Source organism: Marinobacter sp. (assembly GCF_048259445.1).
Lineage (GTDB): Bacteria > Pseudomonadota > Gammaproteobacteria > Pseudomonadales > Oleiphilaceae > Marinobacter.
This window is the reverse complement of the sequence record NZ_JBLXHQ010000011.1, coordinates 37574-56781: the sequence shown is the minus strand read 5'-3', so window position 1 is coordinate 56781 and position 19208 is coordinate 37574. Positions and strand designations below refer to the sequence as shown.

14 protein-coding genes are annotated in these 19208 nt (G+C 52.0%); 11 read left to right on the top strand and 3 right to left on the bottom strand.

The features are described 5' to 3' along the window. Positions 1-169: 169 nt before the first annotated feature. The 6 genes from ACN0RL_RS09845 to ACN0RL_RS09820 all read left to right on the top strand — a co-directional run bounded on the left by ACN0RL_RS09845 (position 170) and on the right by ACN0RL_RS09820 (position 10158). Positions 170-1471 carry a TolC family protein gene (locus ACN0RL_RS09845; protein ID WP_417516200.1) on the top strand — a complete coding sequence of 434 codons (1302 nt, stop codon included), beginning with the start codon at positions 170-172 and terminating at the stop codon, positions 1469-1471. Then, positions 1468-2634, top strand: coding sequence for an efflux RND transporter periplasmic adaptor subunit (locus ACN0RL_RS09840; protein WP_417516198.1), 1167 nt, complete (start codon positions 1468-1470; stop codon positions 2632-2634). The genes ACN0RL_RS09845 and ACN0RL_RS09840 overlap by 4 nt, the downstream gene beginning before the upstream one ends. Next, positions 2627-5794, top strand: coding sequence for an efflux RND transporter permease subunit (locus tag ACN0RL_RS09835; RefSeq protein WP_417516196.1), 3168 nt, complete (start codon positions 2627-2629; stop codon positions 5792-5794). The genes ACN0RL_RS09840 and ACN0RL_RS09835 overlap by 8 nt, the downstream gene beginning before the upstream one ends. Beyond that, on the top strand, positions 5788-6477 hold the full coding sequence (locus ACN0RL_RS09830) for a response regulator transcription factor (protein ID WP_417516194.1): 690 nt from the start codon (positions 5788-5790) through the stop codon (positions 6475-6477). Before ACN0RL_RS09835 ends, ACN0RL_RS09830 begins: the two co-directional genes overlap by 7 nt. Beyond that, on the top strand, positions 6470-7771 hold the full coding sequence (locus ACN0RL_RS09825) for a sensor histidine kinase (protein ID WP_417516192.1): 1302 nt from the start codon (positions 6470-6472) through the stop codon (positions 7769-7771). Before ACN0RL_RS09830 ends, ACN0RL_RS09825 begins: the two co-directional genes overlap by 8 nt. 884 nt (positions 7772-8655) lie before the next feature. Continuing rightward, positions 8656-10158, top strand: coding sequence for a reverse transcriptase domain-containing protein (locus ACN0RL_RS09820; RefSeq protein WP_417516190.1), 1503 nt, complete (start codon positions 8656-8658; stop codon positions 10156-10158). A gap of 55 nt (positions 10159-10213) precedes the next feature. Here the strand turns inward: ACN0RL_RS09820 and ACN0RL_RS09815 are convergent, their stop codons facing one another. Both ACN0RL_RS09815 and ACN0RL_RS09810 read right to left on the bottom strand, forming a co-directional pair. Beyond that, entirely contained in the window at positions 10214-11347 is a 1134-nt protein-coding gene (locus ACN0RL_RS09815) for a beta family protein (protein WP_417516188.1), read from the bottom strand. Then, positions 11344-12570 carry an ImmA/IrrE family metallo-endopeptidase gene (locus ACN0RL_RS09810; RefSeq protein ID WP_417516186.1) on the bottom strand — a complete coding sequence of 409 codons (1227 nt, stop codon included), beginning with the start codon at positions 12568-12570 and terminating at the stop codon, positions 11344-11346. Before ACN0RL_RS09810 ends, ACN0RL_RS09815 begins: the two co-directional genes overlap by 4 nt. Positions 12571-13568: 998 nt before the next feature. Here ACN0RL_RS09810 and ACN0RL_RS09805 point away from each other — a divergent pair. The 5 genes from ACN0RL_RS09805 to ACN0RL_RS09785 all read left to right on the top strand — a co-directional run bounded on the left by ACN0RL_RS09805 (position 13569) and on the right by ACN0RL_RS09785 (position 17559). Then, positions 13569-13919 carry a hypothetical protein gene (locus tag ACN0RL_RS09805; protein WP_417516184.1) on the top strand — a complete coding sequence of 117 codons (351 nt, stop codon included), beginning with the start codon at positions 13569-13571 and terminating at the stop codon, positions 13917-13919. A gap of 30 nt (positions 13920-13949) precedes the next feature. Next, entirely contained in the window at positions 13950-14912 is a 963-nt protein-coding gene (locus ACN0RL_RS09800) for a DUF932 domain-containing protein (protein WP_417516182.1), read from the top strand. Positions 14913-14997: 85 nt separating this feature from the next. Then, a complete protein-coding gene (locus ACN0RL_RS09795; protein ID WP_417516180.1) occupies positions 14998-15999 on the top strand; it encodes a YqaJ viral recombinase family protein in 1002 nt (333 codons plus the stop codon). A gap of 60 nt (positions 16000-16059) precedes the next feature. Further along, positions 16060-16947, top strand: coding sequence for a hydrolase or metal-binding protein (locus tag ACN0RL_RS09790; protein WP_417516178.1), 888 nt, complete (start codon positions 16060-16062; stop codon positions 16945-16947). Between the two features lie 252 nt (positions 16948-17199). Then, the gene (locus tag ACN0RL_RS09785) at positions 17200-17559 is read left to right on the top strand and encodes a hypothetical protein (protein WP_417516176.1); all 360 of its coding nucleotides are present in this window, start codon (positions 17200-17202) and stop codon (positions 17557-17559) included. Positions 17560-17893: 334 nt separating this feature from the next. Here ACN0RL_RS09785 and ACN0RL_RS09780 read toward each other — a convergent pair whose 3' ends face one another. Continuing rightward, entirely contained in the window at positions 17894-19198 is a 1305-nt protein-coding gene (locus tag ACN0RL_RS09780; RefSeq protein WP_417516174.1) for an MFS transporter, read from the bottom strand. Positions 19199-19208 lie beyond the last annotated feature (10 nt).

Here is a 19208-nt window from a genome sequence, read left to right as displayed (position 1 = left end):
ATTCAGGAAGACCTTAACCTTCCCTTAACCAGCCTTTAGATACTCTGAACCCAGTCGCTTACCGCAGATTCAACTGCGCCCGATTGGGTTTTTGTTTATGTGTCGCTTCCCCTGCTTGAAAGCATTACCGATTGTCCTGTTCTGCCTGTCTGCTGCCGGCTGCAGTTCGTTGTCCACGAGCCCGGATTATCTGGCCCAGGCCGATTCCGAGCGTCAGAGCGTTGTCTCCTGGTCTGAGCTGGGAGTGGGTTCCGAAACAGCCTATCTGAATGAGCTGGTGACCAGCCGTGACCTGGACGCGCTGATTGCCGAAGCGCACGTGGCCAACCCGGATCTTGGGCAAACACTGCTCTCTCTCGAAATTCTCCGGGCTCAATACCGGGCAACTCAGGCAGATCAACTCCCAGACGTCGAGGCTGGATTCGGCGCAAATAAAACGGAAGATCTCGATACCGCCTACACCGGAAGCATCAGCATCAGTTGGGAACTGGATCTGTGGCAAAAGATTTCTGATCAAGCATCGGCCGCCGCAAGCGATGTCGCCGAACAGCTGGCTCTTTACCAGGCTGCCCGGGATACGCTCTCAGCCGAGGTCATGCAGGGCTGGTTGAAGCTGGTTAACCTGAATCGATCCGTTGCCATCGAGAAACAGCGCGTGGAACTGCTGGAAAAAAACGAGCAGTGGATTCTTCAGCGCTACCGCTCTGGTTTGGGTGACCTTGAGGACCTCGACAGTGCCCAAACCTCCGCAGCCAGTGCCAGAGCCTCGTTGATTGCAACTCAGGAATCCCTGCAGCAGCAACAAAGAGCTTTGAACCTGTTGCTCGGCCGGAGTTATGGCAGCACGGCCATTGCCGCCGACTACCCGCAAGTTTTTTTGCCCCTTGCCGGCCTGGCCGACCAGACGTTACAGCGCCGACCAGACCTGAAAGCGGCCTATCTGGCCATAGAAGCAAGCGACTTTCGTACGTCTGTTGCCTACAAAGACATGCTGCCATCGATCAGCCTGGAAGCGGCCCTGAGCGACACAGGAACATCGCCAAGCGAAGCTCTGTTGAGAAATCCGGTGTGGTCATTGCTCGGTCAATTAACGGCGCCTTTGTTTCGTGGCGGTGAGCTGAAAGCCAATGCGGAAGCCGCCGAACTGACCACAGCCAGGAGCTATCAGGCATACCGGGAAACTTTACTGAACGCCGTGCAGGAAGTTGAAAATGCAATCGGCCAGGAATCAAGCCTGGCCAAACAGCAACAGCAGATAGACAGCGCATTGCTGAGTGCCCGCCGCAACTATGAGCAGTACCAGCAGAAATACCGGAATGGTCTGGTTTCTGTACTCGACCTACTCGAAGTGCAACGGCAGACCTTTGATCTGGAATCACAACTTAACGACTTAATCTACGAGCGTCTGAGCAACCGAATCACACTCGGGCTTGCACTGGGGCTGGGCATCAAGGAGACCGATCAGTCATGATCCGACCATACGCAAAATGGCTTGTTTTGTTGGCCGCCATCGGCGTGCTGATCAGTGTATTCGTTTATAACGGCCAGAAACTCCAGGACCAGGAAAACCGGCCTCTGCCCGCGAAGGAGGGTAACCTTACTGCACCGGATGTTAGCGTTATTCCGGTAATTACAGAGTCTCACGTTGTTAACGTTGAAGCATTTGGTGCGGCCAAGGCGCGATATCAGATGACACTCACCGCTCAGGTTTCCGGTCAGGTTTCGGAACTCGCAAGCATGTTTGAATCTGGGCGTATCGTGAACCAGGGCGATCTTCTTTTAACATTGGAAGACAGCGATTATCGCGCGGCGCTTGCCAGTGCAAAAAACGATCTGGCCAGTACACAGTTAGATCTGCTTGAGGCCGAAAGAGAAGCGGAGCAGGCAATAGTGGAGTGGCAGGCTTCCGGTATGACCGGCGAGCCGGATTCTCCTCTGGTGCTGCGTGAGCCTCAAGTGGCGCAAGCTAAAGCAGCGGTTGCTAACGCCGAGGCTGCAGTGGCCAGTGCTGAAAAAGACCTGGCACAAACCCGTGTCAGGGCGCCTTTTGACGCGCTCATTGTCAGCCGCACCGTCTCGCCTGGCAGTTACCTGCAGGCCGGGAACGACATAGCCGAACTCTACAGTGCAGACCGAATCGAGATCTCTTTGCCGATTTCTCAACTCGACTGGCAGAAGCTTCCGGGTATCGAATTGCTGGATCAAGGGCAGTGGCCGGTAACCTTGATGTCGGTAGAAACCGGGCAGGAATGGCGCGGCTATATTCAGCGCACGGAACTTCACCTGGATGATACAACCCGGCAACAATCCGTGATTGCTGCGGTAGATCGGCCACTGGAGCAAGCCGACGTATTGGCCCCCGGGACTTTCCTCAGAGCAGAAATTAAGGGCCGTGAACTTAGTGATCTCTGGCGCCTGGCGTCGTCCTCACTTAGCCAACGAGGGGAAATCTGGTACGAAAACAATGGCGTTCTGGCCAAGTTCTCCGCAGACCCGGTCGCCAGTGACGAACAGGCCATCTATATACGACCACCGGCCTCGCTTTACGGCCAAACCGTGAACGTGCTGACCCATCCGCTGAGCACCTACATGCCAGGTATGGACGTCAATCCGGTGGAGGTATCCGATGACTGATCAAAGCTGGAACAAGGGCCTCATACCCTGGTTTGCCAATAACCCGGTTGCGGCCAACCTTCTGCTGATTTTGGTGATCGGCCTTGGTGTTCTCCAGGTCGGAGACCTTCGCAAAGAAGCATTTCCGAGCACAGAACCAGACAGCATTTCTGTCTCGGTCACCTACAACAGTGGCTCAGCACAGCAGTCGGAAGAAGGGCTGGCTATCAAGATCGAAGAACAGCTGCAAGATGTTAACGGCATTGCTGACATCACCAGTACGTCTACCTCCAGCGGCACAAAAGTCACTATCGAAAAGAAAAGTGATTACGACCTGGATGTGTTGTTGCGAGACGTAAAAAACAAAGTGGATGCGATTTCCACCTTCCCGGCCGATGCCAAGAGCCCGGTTATTGAAAAAGCGGAACGGGTGGAGCACTCGCTCTGGTTGCAGCTCCATGGCGAAACCGACCGTCACACCCTGCAGCAACTGGCCGAAGAACTGAAATCTGACCTGCTGGCAAAGGCTGACATCAGCCGGGTCAGCAAATCCGGTTGGCTTGACCCCATGATGTCGATAGAGATCGATGAGGGGCGTTTACAGGCCTACGGTTTGTCCCTGTCGGATGTCGAGGATGCGATCAATCAGGGCTCCTCCAGCACCATGACGGCGGTTCTGAAAAATGAACAGGTCTATCTGCAACTGAAAGCCTCGCAACAGGCTTATCTGAAAGAAGAATTTGCAGCCATTCCTCTGATCACCAGCAGCGATGGTGTGATTGTCGCCCTGGGTGATCTCGCTTTCATTAACGACACATACGATGATGATACCGCGGTGCTGTCCCGCTTTGCCGGCGAAAACAGCATTGCTCTGCAAGTGATCACCACCGGCCTGGACGACATCACCGAGACGGTTGAAGCGGCCAAGCAGGTAGTCGAAGAATGGCACGGCAACGGAGCTCTGCCACAGGGCGTAGAGCTTACCAGCTGGTACGACCGGAGCACCTCTATCAGTGAACGGCTGGACCTTCTCGTCACCAACGCACTGACCGGCATTTTGATGGTGTTCGTTCTTCTGGCAGTCTTCCTGAACCTGACTGTGGCGTTCTGGGTATCCATGGGTTTGCCATTTATCTTCTTCGGAACCCTGTATCTCATGGGCGACCGGTTTGCCGGTCTTTCACTGAACGAGTTCACCACCTTTGGTTTCATCATGGCGTTGGGAATTGTGGTGGATGATGCCGTGGTTGTGGGCGAAAGCGTTTACACCGTGCGCAAACAGGAAGGCGACACCCTTCGCAACACCATTCGAGGCACCCTGCGCGTGGCGGTGCCCACGCTCTTCGGCGTGTTTACCACCGTGGTGGCCTTCTATTCTCTGTCGAATCTCAGCGGTAGGCTGGGGCAGATCTATGCCCAGTTTGCCACTGTCGTTACGATCTGCCTGCTGCTGTCGATTGTGGAGTCCAAGCTTATTTTGCCTGCCCACCTGGCGCACCTGAACACTCATCGCAAGGCCAGTCGAAATCTGTTCTTCAAAGCTTGGCACCGTATTCAACAAGGGGCAGATTCCGGTCTCCAGTGGTTCAACGACCGGATCTATAAAGCGGTTATCGACTGGGCACTCGCGTACCGGTATGCCGTTCTGGTCTTATTCATTGCCCTGTTTGCACTGGTCATGGCTATGCCTTTCAACGGTACCGTTCGGACCAGTTTTTTTCCGAACATACCGGGCGACACGGTCCGAGCGAACATCACCATGGAAACCGACGCCAGCTTTGGCCTGACTCATTCCGCCCTGCTTGCTCTTGAGCAAAAAGCTCATCAAGTGGATGAGCAACTCATCAAGCGCGCCAACGTCGACGCAAAAACCGGCATTGCCAACCTGCAGGTACTTTCCGGAAGTGACCAGTCCGGCACTGTCACGGTAGAACTGGCATCGGACTCCCCATACGATATCAATACCTTTTCCAACCAATGGAAACGCAGCGCGGGCCTGCCGGAAGGTGTGCGCACCCTCAGTGTCGCCAGCCGGCGCGAAACAGTAGACGCACTTCGTATTGAACTGAGGGCTTCTGATGATGAATTGCTGACAGCCGCCGGACGGGATATCAAGGAACAGCTCGCAACCATCCCGGCGATCAGTGGCATCGAAGATAACATCGAAGCCAGTCAGCCGCGCCTGTTCCTGGAACTGAACGCTCAGGGCAAAGCTTTGGGGTTGAGCACCGATACGCTGGCCCAGCAGGTGCTTCAGGCCTTCAGTGGTCAGGTGGTACAACGATTTCAACGCAATAACGACGAAGTAGAGGTTAAAGTCCGTTATCCGGAAGGTGCCCGGGAAAACCCGACGGACGTACTGAGTGCCAGCATTCGCACAGGCGACGGCACGGTGCTTCCCCTGTCCAGTGTTGCTACGGTCACCTACGGCTACTCCAGGGATACCATTACCCGTATTGACGGCAAGCGGGCACTTTATCTCTCCGCCGAGGTGGACAAGGACGTTCTGTCGGCTTCCGAGCTGGTCGCCAACCTGCAGCAGGATCTGGTTCCGACACTGGAGCGGCAATACCCGGGGCTGGATATCAATTTTGCCGGTGAAGCGGAGGAGCAGGCAGAAACACAGAACTCTATGGTGCACGTGTTCATGATCGCCATGCTGGTCATCTACATGCTGCTGGCAATCCCCCTGAAATCCTACATTCAGCCCGTCCTGATCATGACTGCCATTCCGTTCGGAATTGTCGGAGCCATCCTGGGGCACTGGATGAACGATCTTTCCATCAGCATTCTGTCGCTCAATGGTATTATTGCGCTCAGTGGTGTTGTCGTGAATGACAGTCTTTTGCTGGTGTCTCGATACAATGAACTGAAACCCGATGCAGATCATCAGATTGAAGCGATCAGTAAAGCGTGCAGGAGCCGTCTGCGCGCGGTTCTTTTGACGTCATTCACAACCTTCGCCGGCCTGGCGCCTCTGCTGTTCGAAACATCAGCACAGGCACAGTTTCTGATACCGGCCGCCGTTGCATTGGGATACGGGATTATGTTCGCAACCGTCATCACCCTCATTCTGATACCTGTACTGGTCGCTATTCAGCACGACGTGACCGAAAGGTTCACAGATATTCGCCGCTGGTTTACTGTGAGGCCAGGTAAACAAGAGTCCGATCCATGCTGAAATTGTTATTGGCCGAAGACGATCTCGACCTGGCTCAGACGTTGGTGCAATACCTGGAGCTGGAAGGGTTCATCTGTGACCATGTCAGCAACGGTATTGCAGGGCTCAATCTGATCGAACAAAACAGCTACGACGTGCTGTTGTTGGATATTAATATGCCTCGCCTGGACGGCCTTGGCCTTTGCCAGCGTTTGCGGGAGCAGGGCAACGATACCCCCGTATTGATGCTGACAGCCCGCGACCAGCTTGACGATAAGCTGCAGGGTTTCAACGCCGGCACCGATGATTATCTGGTCAAACCCTTTGAAATGGAGGAGCTGTTGGCCAGAGTCCGGGCGCTTTCACACAGGCGCAGCGGTCAGATCCAGAAGCTCACCTGCGGTGATCTGCAGATGAACCTCAGTGAGAAGAGCGTGCAGCGAAACGGTCAGGCCCTGAAACTGTCGCCCACGAGCTGGCGCCTGCTCGAACGCCTGATGCGTGCCTCACCGTCTCCGGTATCTCGTGAAGAACTAATGGATTCGGCCTGGGGGGATGACCACCCCGATAGCAACAGCCTCAAGGTTCATATTTACAACCTGCGCAAGGCCATTGATGGCCCCTTTGCCGAACCGCTGCTGCACACCATCAGCGGAGCCGGCTTTGCTTTGAAACCTCCTGGCGCAGGTAAAATAAATGTTTAGATACAGGATTAGCCTCAGAGCCGTTCTGATCGCTTCTTTTGTCGCTTTGGGGCTCATTCTGGTCGCGGCTTATACTCTGGTCGCCAAGGAGCATTTTATCCGGGGGCTGGATGCGGCGATGGCAGGCAATATGGAAAAAGCCGCCCGAACATTCAGTGAGGTGATTGGCGCAGGGGAAAGCGGGCAGGTCAGAGAGTTCAGCGGTTTTGACGTTGCAACGCAGTGGAGTAACTTGCCGGCCTATGCCCTTCGTGCCTTTCCGAATGGGCCGGGCAAATCTGGCCAATTGCTTAAACAGGAAAACAGTGCCTGGTTCAGCCGCCCGAAGTCGATCGTCTTTGCGATGCGCGACGATACCGCTCACGGCCCGCTGTACCTGAGCCAGAAAGTGACGCCTCGACAAACCTCGGAAGTGCTGCCTCAAGCCTCCCGGCAAAACCGAGTGTTCACGCTGACCGTCAGTATGCTGGTGATTGGTTTTGTTTCTATCGTTGGCTGGCTGCTCCTGTGGCATGTGTCCCGCCCCATGGCTGCCTTGCGAGCCTGGACTCATTCCCTCGACAACGACAAACTCTCAGACCCAGTGCCGGATTTTTCTTATCCTGAGCTGAATGAAATGGCGGAACTTATCCGAAACAGCCTCTCCTCGGTGCAGCAAGCGGTAGACCGTGAGCGGCGGTTTCTCAGACACGCAAGCCATGAACTCCGGACACCGATCAGCACCATCCGCTCCAATATTGAATTACAGCGCAAGCTGGCTCAGAAGCGAGAAAGGTTCGAAGACGAGCAGAGCATTGTCGATCGTATCGACCGCGCCAGCCTGACTATGAAGCACCTAACCGAGACGCTGCTTTGGCTGAACCATGAACCGGACACTCCGCTTCAGTCCCATGTAGTCGATCTGTCGGAGCTGGTGCGCGAGTTGTCGGCCGAGATGGCATATCTTTTGGCCGGCAAGCCTGTGACCACGGAGGTTAGTACCTCCCCGTACAGCTGCACGGTACCTTTGGTGCCGGCCCGCATCATTCTCGGCAACTTGATCCGAAATGCCTATCAGCACTGCTGGGAGGGGACTGTTGTTATCGATCAGAAGGAGGGCAGGGTTACGATCAGCAACCCGGTAGAACCGGATGCGCAGAATCCTTCCCCGGTATCGTCTGAAAATACGGGTTACGGCCTGGGCCTGGAGCTGACAACAACCCTTAGTCAAAGGATCGGATGGCATTACACAGCAAAGCGTGAGGGCAACTATCATCGCGTTATTGTTGAGACCGAATCCAGTCACGACAGCTAGCACGTATTTTCAAGTCACGTGGAGTCCCGTGGGCCACCAAAGACAGTCCGGGCAAGAAAAAGCCCCGACTGGCGGGGCTTTTGGAGAGGTTTTGAAGTCCGGGGGTTCCCGGTAGTTCTGAATTTGGTGGAGACGGCGTCACGCTAATAACGTCGGTAATAGTCTGATAGTAAATAATTAAATTTTTGTATAACTAATGGTTACCCACAATGTTACCCGCAAAATGCAAGCGTTAAACTCTGTGGGTAAAGAAGACTCAAGCCGCTAGCCGCCATTTTACACTATAGTTTGCCTGTCTCGGCCCCGACTCTTCTGCTATGACCACAAAGGGGATCTTTTCCGAGGCCGCGAGACCCCTTTACCTCCCCCCTCCGATTTCACTGGAAGACCTGACGCCATGGCAATGCCTCGCAAAACACAACCGGGCAGAAAACCCTAATCAGCGGTGCGACTAAAACAGGGATGTTTAAAATGATACCGGTTGCATGAGGTAACGGGCTCTGTGGTGGCGTGTAGGTAAGGGTCAACAGGCGCGGGGCTCTGTGTTTCATGTCTAGCGCTTGCCGCTGGCTTGTGGTCCCAAAGGCGCTCGACCAGAGTAAATCAGAAGCGAGGCTATCTTCATCACTTCGCGGTGCTTTTTGAACTTTATCGCAGTATAGCTAGCGCAGATCGATTCAAAGCGAGCTTTCCCTGTGGTATGCTCAAAGCACACCCCAATGAGGTGGAAAGCTCCGTCGGGAGCGAAAATACGTTCCTAGGGAACGAACGGGCGCCCAATAGGTTGATAGGGGGAGAGGCTTCAAGGCTTCAACCAAATTGAAACTTACTTTTACGTGGTTGCACCCGTGGGAGGCCCGTTCATTGGACGGGCTTTTTGTTTTATGACCAACCGTTTTGAAGACCATCTTAGCTCTGTAATTGAACAAGAAGCAAAAAAGCTAATCGATCGTTACCACTCCTATCACAATTTCCTACACCTAGAGCATGAAAAAAATAAAGCTCGTATTCACGATGTTCCAGAAAAAGTAGTCAAGAAACCAAGCTACTGGAGCTACGACAATAATTTTAACCCTTTCCACGTAAGGAAAAAGTCGAAAAGTATTGCCAAGTCGATTACCAAGAAGCTGGCGGATGGGACGTATAGTCCCCGTGAGCCGCATCAGAAACCAATAGATAAGCCTGGTGGCGGTAAGAGAGTTCTTTCGATATACCAGTTGCCCGACGTTGCTGTTTCTCGAATTTTTTATGAGAGACTACTTGAAAAAAATAGGCATCGGTTTAGTTCATTTTCTTATGCTTATCGAAATGACAAGAACGTTCACTTTGCGATCCAGGATATTTCTGTAGACCTATCGCTTAACGCGAGAGCATTTGTCGCCGAATTTGATTTTTCTGATTTCTTCGGTTCTATCTCCCACGAATATTTGCGCGAGCAGTTCGATTGTAATGGGTTTTATATCAGCGAAGAGGAGCGGAAAGTAATTGATGCATTCTTAGAGAAGCGTGAAGTAGGAATTCCGCAAGGCACGTCTATATCTTTGTTTTTGGCCAACTTAGTTTGTTGGAAGCTTGATAGAACTCTGGAAGGCCTCGGGGTAAGGTTTGCGCGCTACGCTGATGATACTGTCATCTGGAGCTCAAGCTATCAGAAGGTGTGTGACGCGTTTACAGCGATAAACGATTTCTCTACTTTCGCAGGCGTAAAGATAAACGCTAAGAAATCTGAGGGTATCAGCTTATTAACGCGTGAAGGGTTGCCCTCTGAACTGAGCAGTACAAAAAGCAGCATCGAGTTTCTGGGGTACGGGATTTCAGTAGATGCTGTCAGCATAAAGCCCGCTTCCGTAGAAAAGATTCAGAGTCAAATATCCTATATTTTATACAAGAACCTTATACAACCGTTGAAGGGGCCAAAGCTTAAGGGCTTGAAAATTCCATCTCGTGGTAAAGATGAAGCATTACTGTCGGCGATGATGCAGATTCGAAGGTATTTGTATGGCGGTCTTACTAGCTATCAATTAGAAAGCTATATCAATGGTCGAACCAAAAGGATCAAATTCAAAGGCATTATGAGCTTTTATCCATTAGTAGACGATTTTGAGCAATTGAAGCACTTGGACGGATGGTTAGTATCTACGATTTTCAGGTCGTTGCGTTTGCGATCGAAGCTGTTAATTCGGTGGAAGTTTGATTGTTCAGCTGAATTCCCGTTCAACGTTAAGCGTGATGAACTGGTAGAGACTTTTCGGGCAAGAATTGTTCACGGAAAAGCTTTGCTGGAGGTGCCAAGCTTTCTTTTAATTCAGAAAGCCGTGCAGCTAGGCTTGAAAAATCGGGGCATCGAAGGGGTGATGAATCCCAAGTCAAATGAATACAACTACTAATCGGTGGCTGCGATAAGGGGGCTCTCTTCCATGAGCGCCCTGCTATGGTTGGGCTCTATCGGCTCTCCTCCGCATCTTTCACGGTGGTCACAGTGAACTCGAAGATTTCGGTTGTGACAGCCTTCAAGTGGTGAGTGGTATCGATTGTTATTCGGGTTGTCGAGTTTCCGCACCCGCCTTCGCCTTTTGCGCAAGAATAAATATGTTCATCGCCATAGCTAAAGCCTCGCCCCATGTAATGGCTACTGTTAGCGACTACCGCTGATAGCCTGTGATACTGCTTTCCTTTGTCATGGAATTGGAGCGAATGGCCACGAACCACAAAAAACTGATTGGTGATCGTATACCTGATTTTTCCATTTGCATGAGGAGCTGGGACATCATCGACAGCATTGGGGTTGCGAATTGCGTAATCCGAAAATACGAGGCTCTTTGAGGGGTACGCTTTTTTTATTGCCTTCCACGTGAGCATCTCCTTCCTCGTCACGAAGCCAGTTGAGTTTACTTCTTCAACTGCGTCGTTAATCAATGTTGGAATTGAGCTGCCTGCGATGGCGGTGTAGGCAAAGCCCCACCGGGCCAGTGCGGCTAAACATTTTTCTACATCAGACTGCATGTCGATTACCGAGAGAGGGGAAGTATCGCGGAAATCGATGAGGATGCATATGTTCGATTCGTCGAAAGCTGTTTTAGCAATGATTTCTTCCAGGCGATCAATGAAGTAATCGGGATCGTCGAGATCGTCCAAGGCATCGGTTTCAAGACGAATGCAAAGGGTGGCACTGCTTCCGGCTCCAGCATTCTTAAAGACTTCTTGATACTCTGGGTCGTCCCAAACATCGTAATTAACGACAGGGTTAGCCTGAACATCCAGTGCTGCAAGTCGAGAATAAGCGTAGCTTAGAACGTGCTCTCCATTTTCAAGGGTGGCATTTGGTGCCCAATGTCGGGCATCAACAAAGCATTCTCTTCCTGTCCATACGTCCGCCGTCTTGACTGCGAATTCGTTAATGAATGCAACTGTCGGCTGCGTCAGATCTTTGAAACGCTTGGAATCTGCGACACTTCCTGCGAACGCTGGTAGTTCAAACAACGGTTTTAGCCGCTGAGCAGTGCGTGCATTTGTGTGCTTGAGGGCGTCAAACTCGCCCTTTTTTCCCTTAAGTATCGGGATGTAGGTAGGTATCATTTTGCGCCCTCTTCGCCGCGATTGAATAGAACTTTACTGACTTCTCCGTGCCCAACTAAATCAGCAAAAAGGCGGTAATTTCCTTTTTCCCGCCGGATGCGCCCTGCAATTATTGCCGGGCTCACTCTCAGCTTCCGTGATAGCTCATCAATCGCCTCTTTCGATGGTGAAAGATAGGCTTGGCTTCTTTTCCATGCTACGCGCGGAATAAGAGCTTCGCGTGCTAAACGATTTGCCTCAGCCTCTCGTTTATCAGTTGAGGCCGATGAATCAAGGTCATCCATGAATGTGTCATCCTCGCCGACGTGTTTCCAGATATGGACAACCTCATGTAGAAGCGTAAACCAAAAGTTGTCTAATCTGTCATGACGAATAGTAAGGCCGATCACAGGGGTGCCATCGACATCCTTGAGAGCAGCGCCATCAAGCATTGTGCCTTTAAGATGAGGCTCTATGACGACACAGATACCGATTTTTTCCAAATACTCGATCGCTAGTTTAGGGCCATCGTCGAACCAGCTAAGCTGTGCAAGCTCTCTAAGTGTTTGGCTGGAGAGAATTGATTCGTCAAATGTTCCAACAACAGATTTTTGCTCTCTTGCCCTCTGAATAACGCGGGACAGCCAAGCATAGAGGGCATATTTGGTAGTCGGAGAAAACGCCTCGCCTGATATGTTTCGCTTAAAGGCTGCATCGCCAAGCTGCCAACCTATTTGTGAAATAAATTCCTGAACCTGTTCCTCAATGCTTCTTTTTGCACGTCCTGCCGCCTTTTGAATCCAACCTCGTGCGACCATTTCTTTTGCTGGGAAGCGGGACCAATCGATTTCCTGCTGAGTCGTCCTTTCTTCCTCGGGAAGGCCAATAAGCGTCTCTGCTGATATTCCCAGTCCGACCGAGAGCGCCCGAATCATCTGCAGAGTTAGTGGGCGCTTACCGGAAAGTACCTCGGAAACCCTGCTGCGAGTTCCAAAGTATGGAATCAAGTCTGCTTGTCTTAGCCCTTTTTCCTGCATTCGGAACTTGATCGCCGTAATCGGGTCGGGAGCTTCGACTGGAAATTTTTGATTCTCATAGTTTTCAAGTAGTACCGTCAACAACTCCAATCTTTCGCTGTCTTCTCCTCCTATCTGGGGGCCGGACATCAAGAGCGATTGAACTTCGCTAAGATAGTTTTGGTACTGATCTTCTGTTTTTATGACCCTGGTTTGTTCGATCATCATTCGCTACTTTCTTTAAAGTTGAGAATACATGCGATTTTCTGTGGGAATGAAAATAGAACTTCTAAACACATACCTCTGTCGCTAACTGGAAAAAGAAATTTGCCTTTCCCCAAATCTTGAGCCGAGGGGTAGTGGTCTAAGAGCTCTATCGGAGATGACCATTGGCTTTCGGTGATTTCCGACATCCAGACGTAAAGCCACTCCCGCACGTCGGCGTCAACGATGTTCCGACTGAACACCCTTTCGCGGCCTACTAACCTCATAACGCTCGATCTCTAAAAGTTCCCATATTGGGAACTAATGTCTCATTCAGTTATCGGTAAGTCAATAAATAATTCCCAATTCGTGAACATGGGTCTGGTTTTGGAAATTGTAGAAAACCTGTTGGACTTTTGCATCTTCCAGTTTCAGGTTTCCCCCCGTGGCCTGCCCAATACTGACTCTTCATTTGGGTATGCCTTCTGGGTAATGGAAGCCGCTGCCGAGAAATACCAAGAGTTGGTCGGATTCAATGCGGTTATTGATTGGGAACCAATGCCGGACATTGAGGCTCTGCTGGCCACTGCACACAGCTGGTTAGTGAGTGAGTCGTACTCTATGACCCTTCAGCACTGGCTGATAGTGAGAGTTTTACCCGGTTACTGCAGATCCTTCTGAAAAGAAGCTGGACTTACCCCAGGCGTTAAATCAAGCAATGTGCTTCTTGGACGACTACCCAATCTCCCTTCACTGGCCCGTCTCGAAGTGACAAAAAGGTCCGCTTTCCAATGAAAGTGAGCGACCAGAACTCCCAGCGCATGTCGTCATAATGAGGACGGTTTGGCCAACTATGGTTAAAAGAACACCTTGATCGCAAGCCGCTAGACCTCCTCTACAGGAGTGCTTGCCTGATTAACACGTCCAAAATATTTTGATTCCAAAAAATCTCAAACCTATATCACCTCTGTGAACCAAGGCGCTCAAAGTGCCTTCCCTCCCAATTCACAGAGGTATCTTCAATGCCCGAACAATGTCCCAACTGCCAATCCGTCCGGGTTGGTAAGAAAAACTACGGTAAGAAAATGGCCGGTGTCGTTGGTGCGTCTGCCGGCACTTATGGTGGCTATGTTGCTGCTGCAACAGGTGGTCGAGTGGGTGCGTCTATTGGGGTCGCCGCTGGGCCTATGGGCGCAGCAGTCGGCGGTATCGGTGGCGCCCTGATTGGTGCGCTGCTGGGTGGCGCATCCGGTGCTTCAGCTGGCGTGATTCTGGGCGAGGTCCTGGATGAACGTGTCTTCGACAATTACCGTTGCCTGGATTGCGGCTATTCCTTCAGTGCTGATCCCGATCCCCGGGACGACATCCGTTAACCCCTTTGTAAATTCCATAGGAGAACAATCATGGCTCACCTTATTGAGCAGATGGCCTATGTTGGCCAAACCCCGTGGCATGGCTTGGGGAATCAACTCACGACAAACCAGCCCCTGGAGGTTTGGGCGAAGCAGGCTGGTCTGGATTGGCAGATCGAAGAAAGCCCAGTGCGCTTCGTCACCAATGCCGGTGGCCCTCTCGGGGAGATTCGGGCGTATCCGGATAGCAAGGTGCTTTACCGTTCGGATACCAAGGCTCCACTGTCGGTTGTTGGCAACCGCTTCAAAGTGGTCCAGCCAGATGAAATCCTGGAGTTCTATCGGGACCTGACGGAGATATCCGGTTTTGAGTTGGATACGGCAGGTGTGCTGAAAGGTGGTCGTAAGATGTGGGCTTTAGCGCGTACCGGACAATCCGGCGTACTGAAAGGCAACGACCAAACGAATGCCTATGTCCTCTTGGCCACAGCCTGTGATGGCACCATGGCCACCACCGCTCAGTTCACCAGTATTCGTGTGGTGTGCAACAACACCCTCGCGGTAGCCCTGAAAGATGCGACTGCGACCGCAGTGAAGGTGAAACACAACACCGCCTTCGATGCGGAGGTTGTAAAGAAGCAGCTAGGTATATCGGTCTCTGCCTGGGACGACTTCATGTATCGCCTCAAAACGCTGAGCGAGCGCAAAGTCAAAACCACGGAAGCGCGGAATTACTTCCTGAAGGTGTTCACGGACGATACGAAAGACGGTGTGGGTAAAACCAATGAGCGGTCCATGGCCAAAGCACTCGCGCTTTATGAAGGTGAGGGTATGGGCGCAGCACTGGCGTCATCCGATGGCACAGCCTACGGCTTGCTCAACTCGATAACGGAATTCATCGATCATCACCGCAGAGCCAAATCGATTGATCACCGAGTGGATTCTGCCTGGTTTGGAACCGGCGCGGCTGTTAAGAATCTAGCACTCGAACAAGCTATGTCACTCGTAGCGTAAAACTCACAACTTAAACCCAAAACGTCATAAAGCCCGCCGGAGCACTGCGCTCTGGCGGGCTTTTTTTATGTCTGGAGGAAACATCATGGGCATGACTGCAAAAGTAATTCAGAAACAACGTCCAGCATTGAGGCTGATCTCCACTAAGGATCTCAGTCGGGATGAGTGGCTGAAGGTTCGTAAACAGGGCATTGGCAGTAGCGATGCGGCTGCTGCGATTGGCATGAACCCTTATCAGTCACAACTTGAACTGTGGATGGTCAAGACTGGCAGGGATGCTGGGTTGCCGAAGCCGGATTCTGATGATCCCAGTTCGCCAGTGTACTGGGGGCATGTGCTTGAACCCATCGTGGCTGAACAATACAGCCAGCAGACGGGGCGCAAGGTACGCCGAGTGAATGCGGTACTACAGCATCCAGATCCGGACAAGCATTGGATGCTGGCTAATCTCGATTACTCCGTTGCAGCCGACGACGAAGTGCAGATTTTGGAGTGCAAAACAGCAGGCGAGTTCGGATCACGGCTATGGAAGGACGGCGTGCCGGATTACATCCAGTGCCAGGTTCAACACCAGTTAGCGGTCACTAGCAAACAGGCGGCGGATGTTTGCGTTCTGCTGTGTGGTCAGGAGCTGAAGATCTACCGGATTGAACGGAATGAAGAGCTTATCGATGCCCTGATTACGCTGGAGCGTCAGTTCTGGGATTTCGTGGAAACGGATACGCCACCACCTGCCGATGGAACCGATTCTGCAGACCGCGCACTACGCCATCTGTACCCGGTAGATCAAGGCGAAACTCTGGACTTCAGCCAAAGCAAGGAGCTGTCCCAAGCCTTTGACGAGCTTCTGGCTATCCGGTCTGAAATGGAAACCCTGAAGTCTACAGAGTCGCACCTAAAGCAACGAATTCAGAGCCAAATGGGGGAGGCCTCAAAGGCCACCTTCCCAAGCGGCAGTGTTAGCTGGAAACGAAGCAAAGACTCCGTTGCGTTGAACACCAAAAAACTGCTTAAGGAACAGCCAGAGCTGCTGGAGCATTACCCACTTACCAGGCCGGGAAGCCGGCGATTCCTCATCCAAGCATGAACACCCCTTGGCCACGCGGGTCTGACAAGTGCCCCGTGGCCCTTTTTCAGGAGAGTCATCATGATTAAAGGTTTAGCGATTACGCCGCCTGTGTTGGGGCGCATCAGTATTGGTCGGGTCGTTGAGAAGAATGGCATCCGACTTCCGCAAAAAGACAATCAATTCACCATCACCTCCCAAATTCAGGAGGTAGATGGATGGCTACTGCACCCCTTGGATGAAGAAATGCGCAAGGATGCGCCAAACGGCAAGCTGCGAACTATCCCGGTGCGCATGTTGTTCAACGAAGCGGATCTCAACCTGCGGGCGGAGTACACCATGTTCGATCGGAAAAGCGGACGACCAATGTGTGTCGGTAATGGCGATACCTGCAGGCGCCTTACGCAGACAGGCGTGCAGTCGTTACCATGCCCTGGCCCAACGTTATGTGAGTTTGGTAAAGGCGGGCTGTGCAAGCCCTACGGTCGTTTAAATGTACAAGTAGGTGACAGCAATGACTTGGGCACATTTATCTTCCGCACCACTGGCTACAACAGCATACGGACACTGGCGGCCAGGCTGAGCTATTACCAGGCAGTCTCTGGTGGTTTGCTGGCCTATATGCCGCTGGAATTGAAGCTTCGAGGGAAGAGCACGACGCAAAGCCGTCGCACACCGATCTACTATGTGGATTTGGTGATCAAGGAGGGGATGTCACTGCAGGAGGCGGTGGCTGAAGCTAGGGAGAAAGCCAAGCAAATGAAGGAGGAGGGCGTTGACCAGGCTGCGCTGGATGAGGCAGCTGCGAAGGGGTTTGGTAATGCGCTGTTTGAGTATGATGAGGATGAGGCGGTTCAGGTGGTTGATGAGTTTTATCCTGCGGTGACAGATGATGGTTCGCTGGATAATTCATCTGTTGTATCAAAACTGAGGAAAGGCATCGATTCTACAAGGTTAGCTTCTGGCTAGATTTTGATGAGTGGCCCTGCAGGGGCCACTTGCCTGAATCGAAATGTGTATATTTTTTGTGCTGGGGCGCCGGCTGGTGAGGCAATCCAGGCTTGGTTAACCACTCCTGTGCTCATGCGGGTCAATAAAAAATTCAAGCAATTCCATGGCAAGGGGAAAGGGGGTGGTCTAACCTACTGATTAATATTGAAGAGTTACAGGCTTGCGTATCCGTGATGCTGGCGACTCTATCCACAGATACCGGTGTTAGCCATGATCAAAGAGCTAGATGAAAAATATCATAACCTTGCCCTAGACTCGCTCCATAGTGGCCTCGCTGGATACGAAGTCCTTGGTCAGCGAGATACCACTGAAGCCAACGTAACGGAAATACTCAGTGCGTTTGGATACTCGGGGAATATCCTTCGAACCAATCAAGAAAGTGACCATATTCGAATGGTTGCTGAAACGGTATTCGTAACCTGCATTCGGCTTGCTAGGTGTTTGTTCTTTCCTGATGAGGGCAGAACAATAGTGCTTAATGGTGATGAGCACGTATTGGATGCAGAGGCGCAGTGGAATGTTTTACGACGAAATATTAGCCACCTACAGTTGATGGTGCAAAATAGTTAATACTTCCAAGTATGGCAAGATCTTTTTAATCGTTGCCGGGTCTCGATTCAAAAGCTGCGCAGGCTACGGACGTTAAATCAAAAGGAATTTTGTGGATAATGAGTTACAGAAAATTCTTGCAGCAGCCAAGGATATAGCTGTTCGGTAGATATGTCGGCTGCGCTTAATAACTCATCTCCGTTCGTTGCGGCCTTGGCGAACCAGTATCAGGTAGTACCTTGCCAAGCTGATTTGAATTTTCGGTCGGTGCTATTATCAGAATATGTCAGCGGTTGATGTTTTTATAAAAGTTTAAGCAAAACTCACGCCTTACCGACTTCACGTATAAACAGCGTTAGTCCGGCCATTTCGAGTGCAAACTGTCGATGATGTAGGGGTGGATATGCTGACGGCCAGACGTTGCGGTGTGCGGGTGATTATCTGGCAGATCATCATGTGAATGAAGAAGTTCCGTCGAATCGACAGCAGGCCAAAGCCTGATAGCTGGAATCAGCGCAACCAACGCAAGGCTGGCCAGCATAATCAGAGTAATCTGCATTCCAGCGACCGATCCGACCCAACCGGCCAACGGGTACGCAACCAGCCAGCCTACATGGGACAAAGAGAACTGGGCTGCAAAAAGTGCGGGCCGATCTTCTCCATGGGAGGATCGTGTGAGTAGCCTGCCAACAGGCGTTTGTGCCGTAGAAAAACCAACACCAAGCCAAGCCCAGACCGGGAGTAGCCAGCCCAGACTGTCTACAGGTATTGCAAGAACCAGCCCGGAAATGAGGATGCCTGCCCCCGTCAACATGACACGGCGATCTTGCCACCGTTTCAGTAAAGCCGGTAAAGCAAATGCCGCGAGCATCGATCCTCCGCCAAAGGCCGCAAAGGCCATCGCCGTGTGCCGGTCGGTCAAGCCAAACTGGCCCTGGACCAACACCACTGTGTTCACAATCACCATCGCGCCAGCCAAGCTGACAACAAGGTTCAATGCCATCAATCCCCGCAAGCTGGGCGTTGCCACAAAGATTTTGAAACCACGCCCAGCACGCTCATAGATCCCACGAGGCTTTTCTGTTTTAGCACTTGACGGCAACGCCACAGAAACCACCAGCAGCGCCGACGCAATGAAACCAATGACCGTTCCTGAAAACAGCCCCTGCCAACTTGTGACAAGCAATATCACCGCCGCCAACGCTGGGCTGATGAGGTTTTCCATATCGTATGCGAGGCGGGAAAGGGAGAGAGCCCGAGTGTAATCGTCCTCATCCGGAAGTGTATCTGGAATGGTGGACTGAAATGTGGGAGTGAATGCAGCAGAAGCGGATTGGAGTACGGCGATTAGCACATACGCCTCCCAGATTTCGGTCACGAAGGGCAAGGCTAGTGCCGTTAAGGCACGCACGACATCTAGTGACACCAACAGCATCCTGCGGGAGACGTTCTCCGCGAACGCCGAGGCCAGTGGTGCGATCAGCACATAGGCGGTCATCTTGATCGCCATCGCGGTGCCCAGTATCTGACCGGCTTCGTTGCCCGCCAAATCAAACGCCAGAAGGCTAAGCGCAACGGTTGCCAAACCGGTTCCCAGTAGAGCAACGACCTGAGCGAAGAACAGGTGTCGATACGTGCGGCATTTCAGAATATCAAGCATGGCTCAGCAA

Coding starts and splice junctions, on each gene's coding strand:
- ACN0RL_RS09790 (WP_417516178.1), top strand. CDS start 16,060: ATGATTAAAGGTTTAGCGATTACGCCGCCTGTGTTGGGGCGCATCAGT.
- ACN0RL_RS09785 (WP_417516176.1), top strand. CDS start 17,200: ATGATCAAAGAGCTAGATGAAAAATATCATAACCTTGCCCTAGACTCG.
- ACN0RL_RS09830 (WP_417516194.1), top strand. CDS start 5,788: ATGCTGAAATTGTTATTGGCCGAAGACGATCTCGACCTGGCTCAGACG.
- ACN0RL_RS09795 (WP_417516180.1), top strand. CDS start 14,998: ATGGGCATGACTGCAAAAGTAATTCAGAAACAACGTCCAGCATTGAGG.
- ACN0RL_RS09780 (WP_417516174.1), bottom strand. CDS start 19,198: ATGCTTGATATTCTGAAATGCCGCACGTATCGACACCTGTTCTTCGCT.
- ACN0RL_RS09800 (WP_417516182.1), top strand. CDS start 13,950: ATGGCTCACCTTATTGAGCAGATGGCCTATGTTGGCCAAACCCCGTGG.
- ACN0RL_RS09805 (WP_417516184.1), top strand. CDS start 13,569: ATGCCCGAACAATGTCCCAACTGCCAATCCGTCCGGGTTGGTAAGAAA.
- ACN0RL_RS09835 (WP_417516196.1), top strand. CDS start 2,627: ATGACTGATCAAAGCTGGAACAAGGGCCTCATACCCTGGTTTGCCAAT.
- ACN0RL_RS09820 (WP_417516190.1), top strand. CDS start 8,656: ATGACCAACCGTTTTGAAGACCATCTTAGCTCTGTAATTGAACAAGAA.
- ACN0RL_RS09810 (WP_417516186.1), bottom strand. CDS start 12,570: ATGATGATCGAACAAACCAGGGTCATAAAAACAGAAGATCAGTACCAA.
- ACN0RL_RS09840 (WP_417516198.1), top strand. CDS start 1,468: ATGATCCGACCATACGCAAAATGGCTTGTTTTGTTGGCCGCCATCGGC.
- ACN0RL_RS09825 (WP_417516192.1), top strand. CDS start 6,470: ATGTTTAGATACAGGATTAGCCTCAGAGCCGTTCTGATCGCTTCTTTT.
- ACN0RL_RS09815 (WP_417516188.1), bottom strand. CDS start 11,347: ATGATACCTACCTACATCCCGATACTTAAGGGAAAAAAGGGCGAGTTT.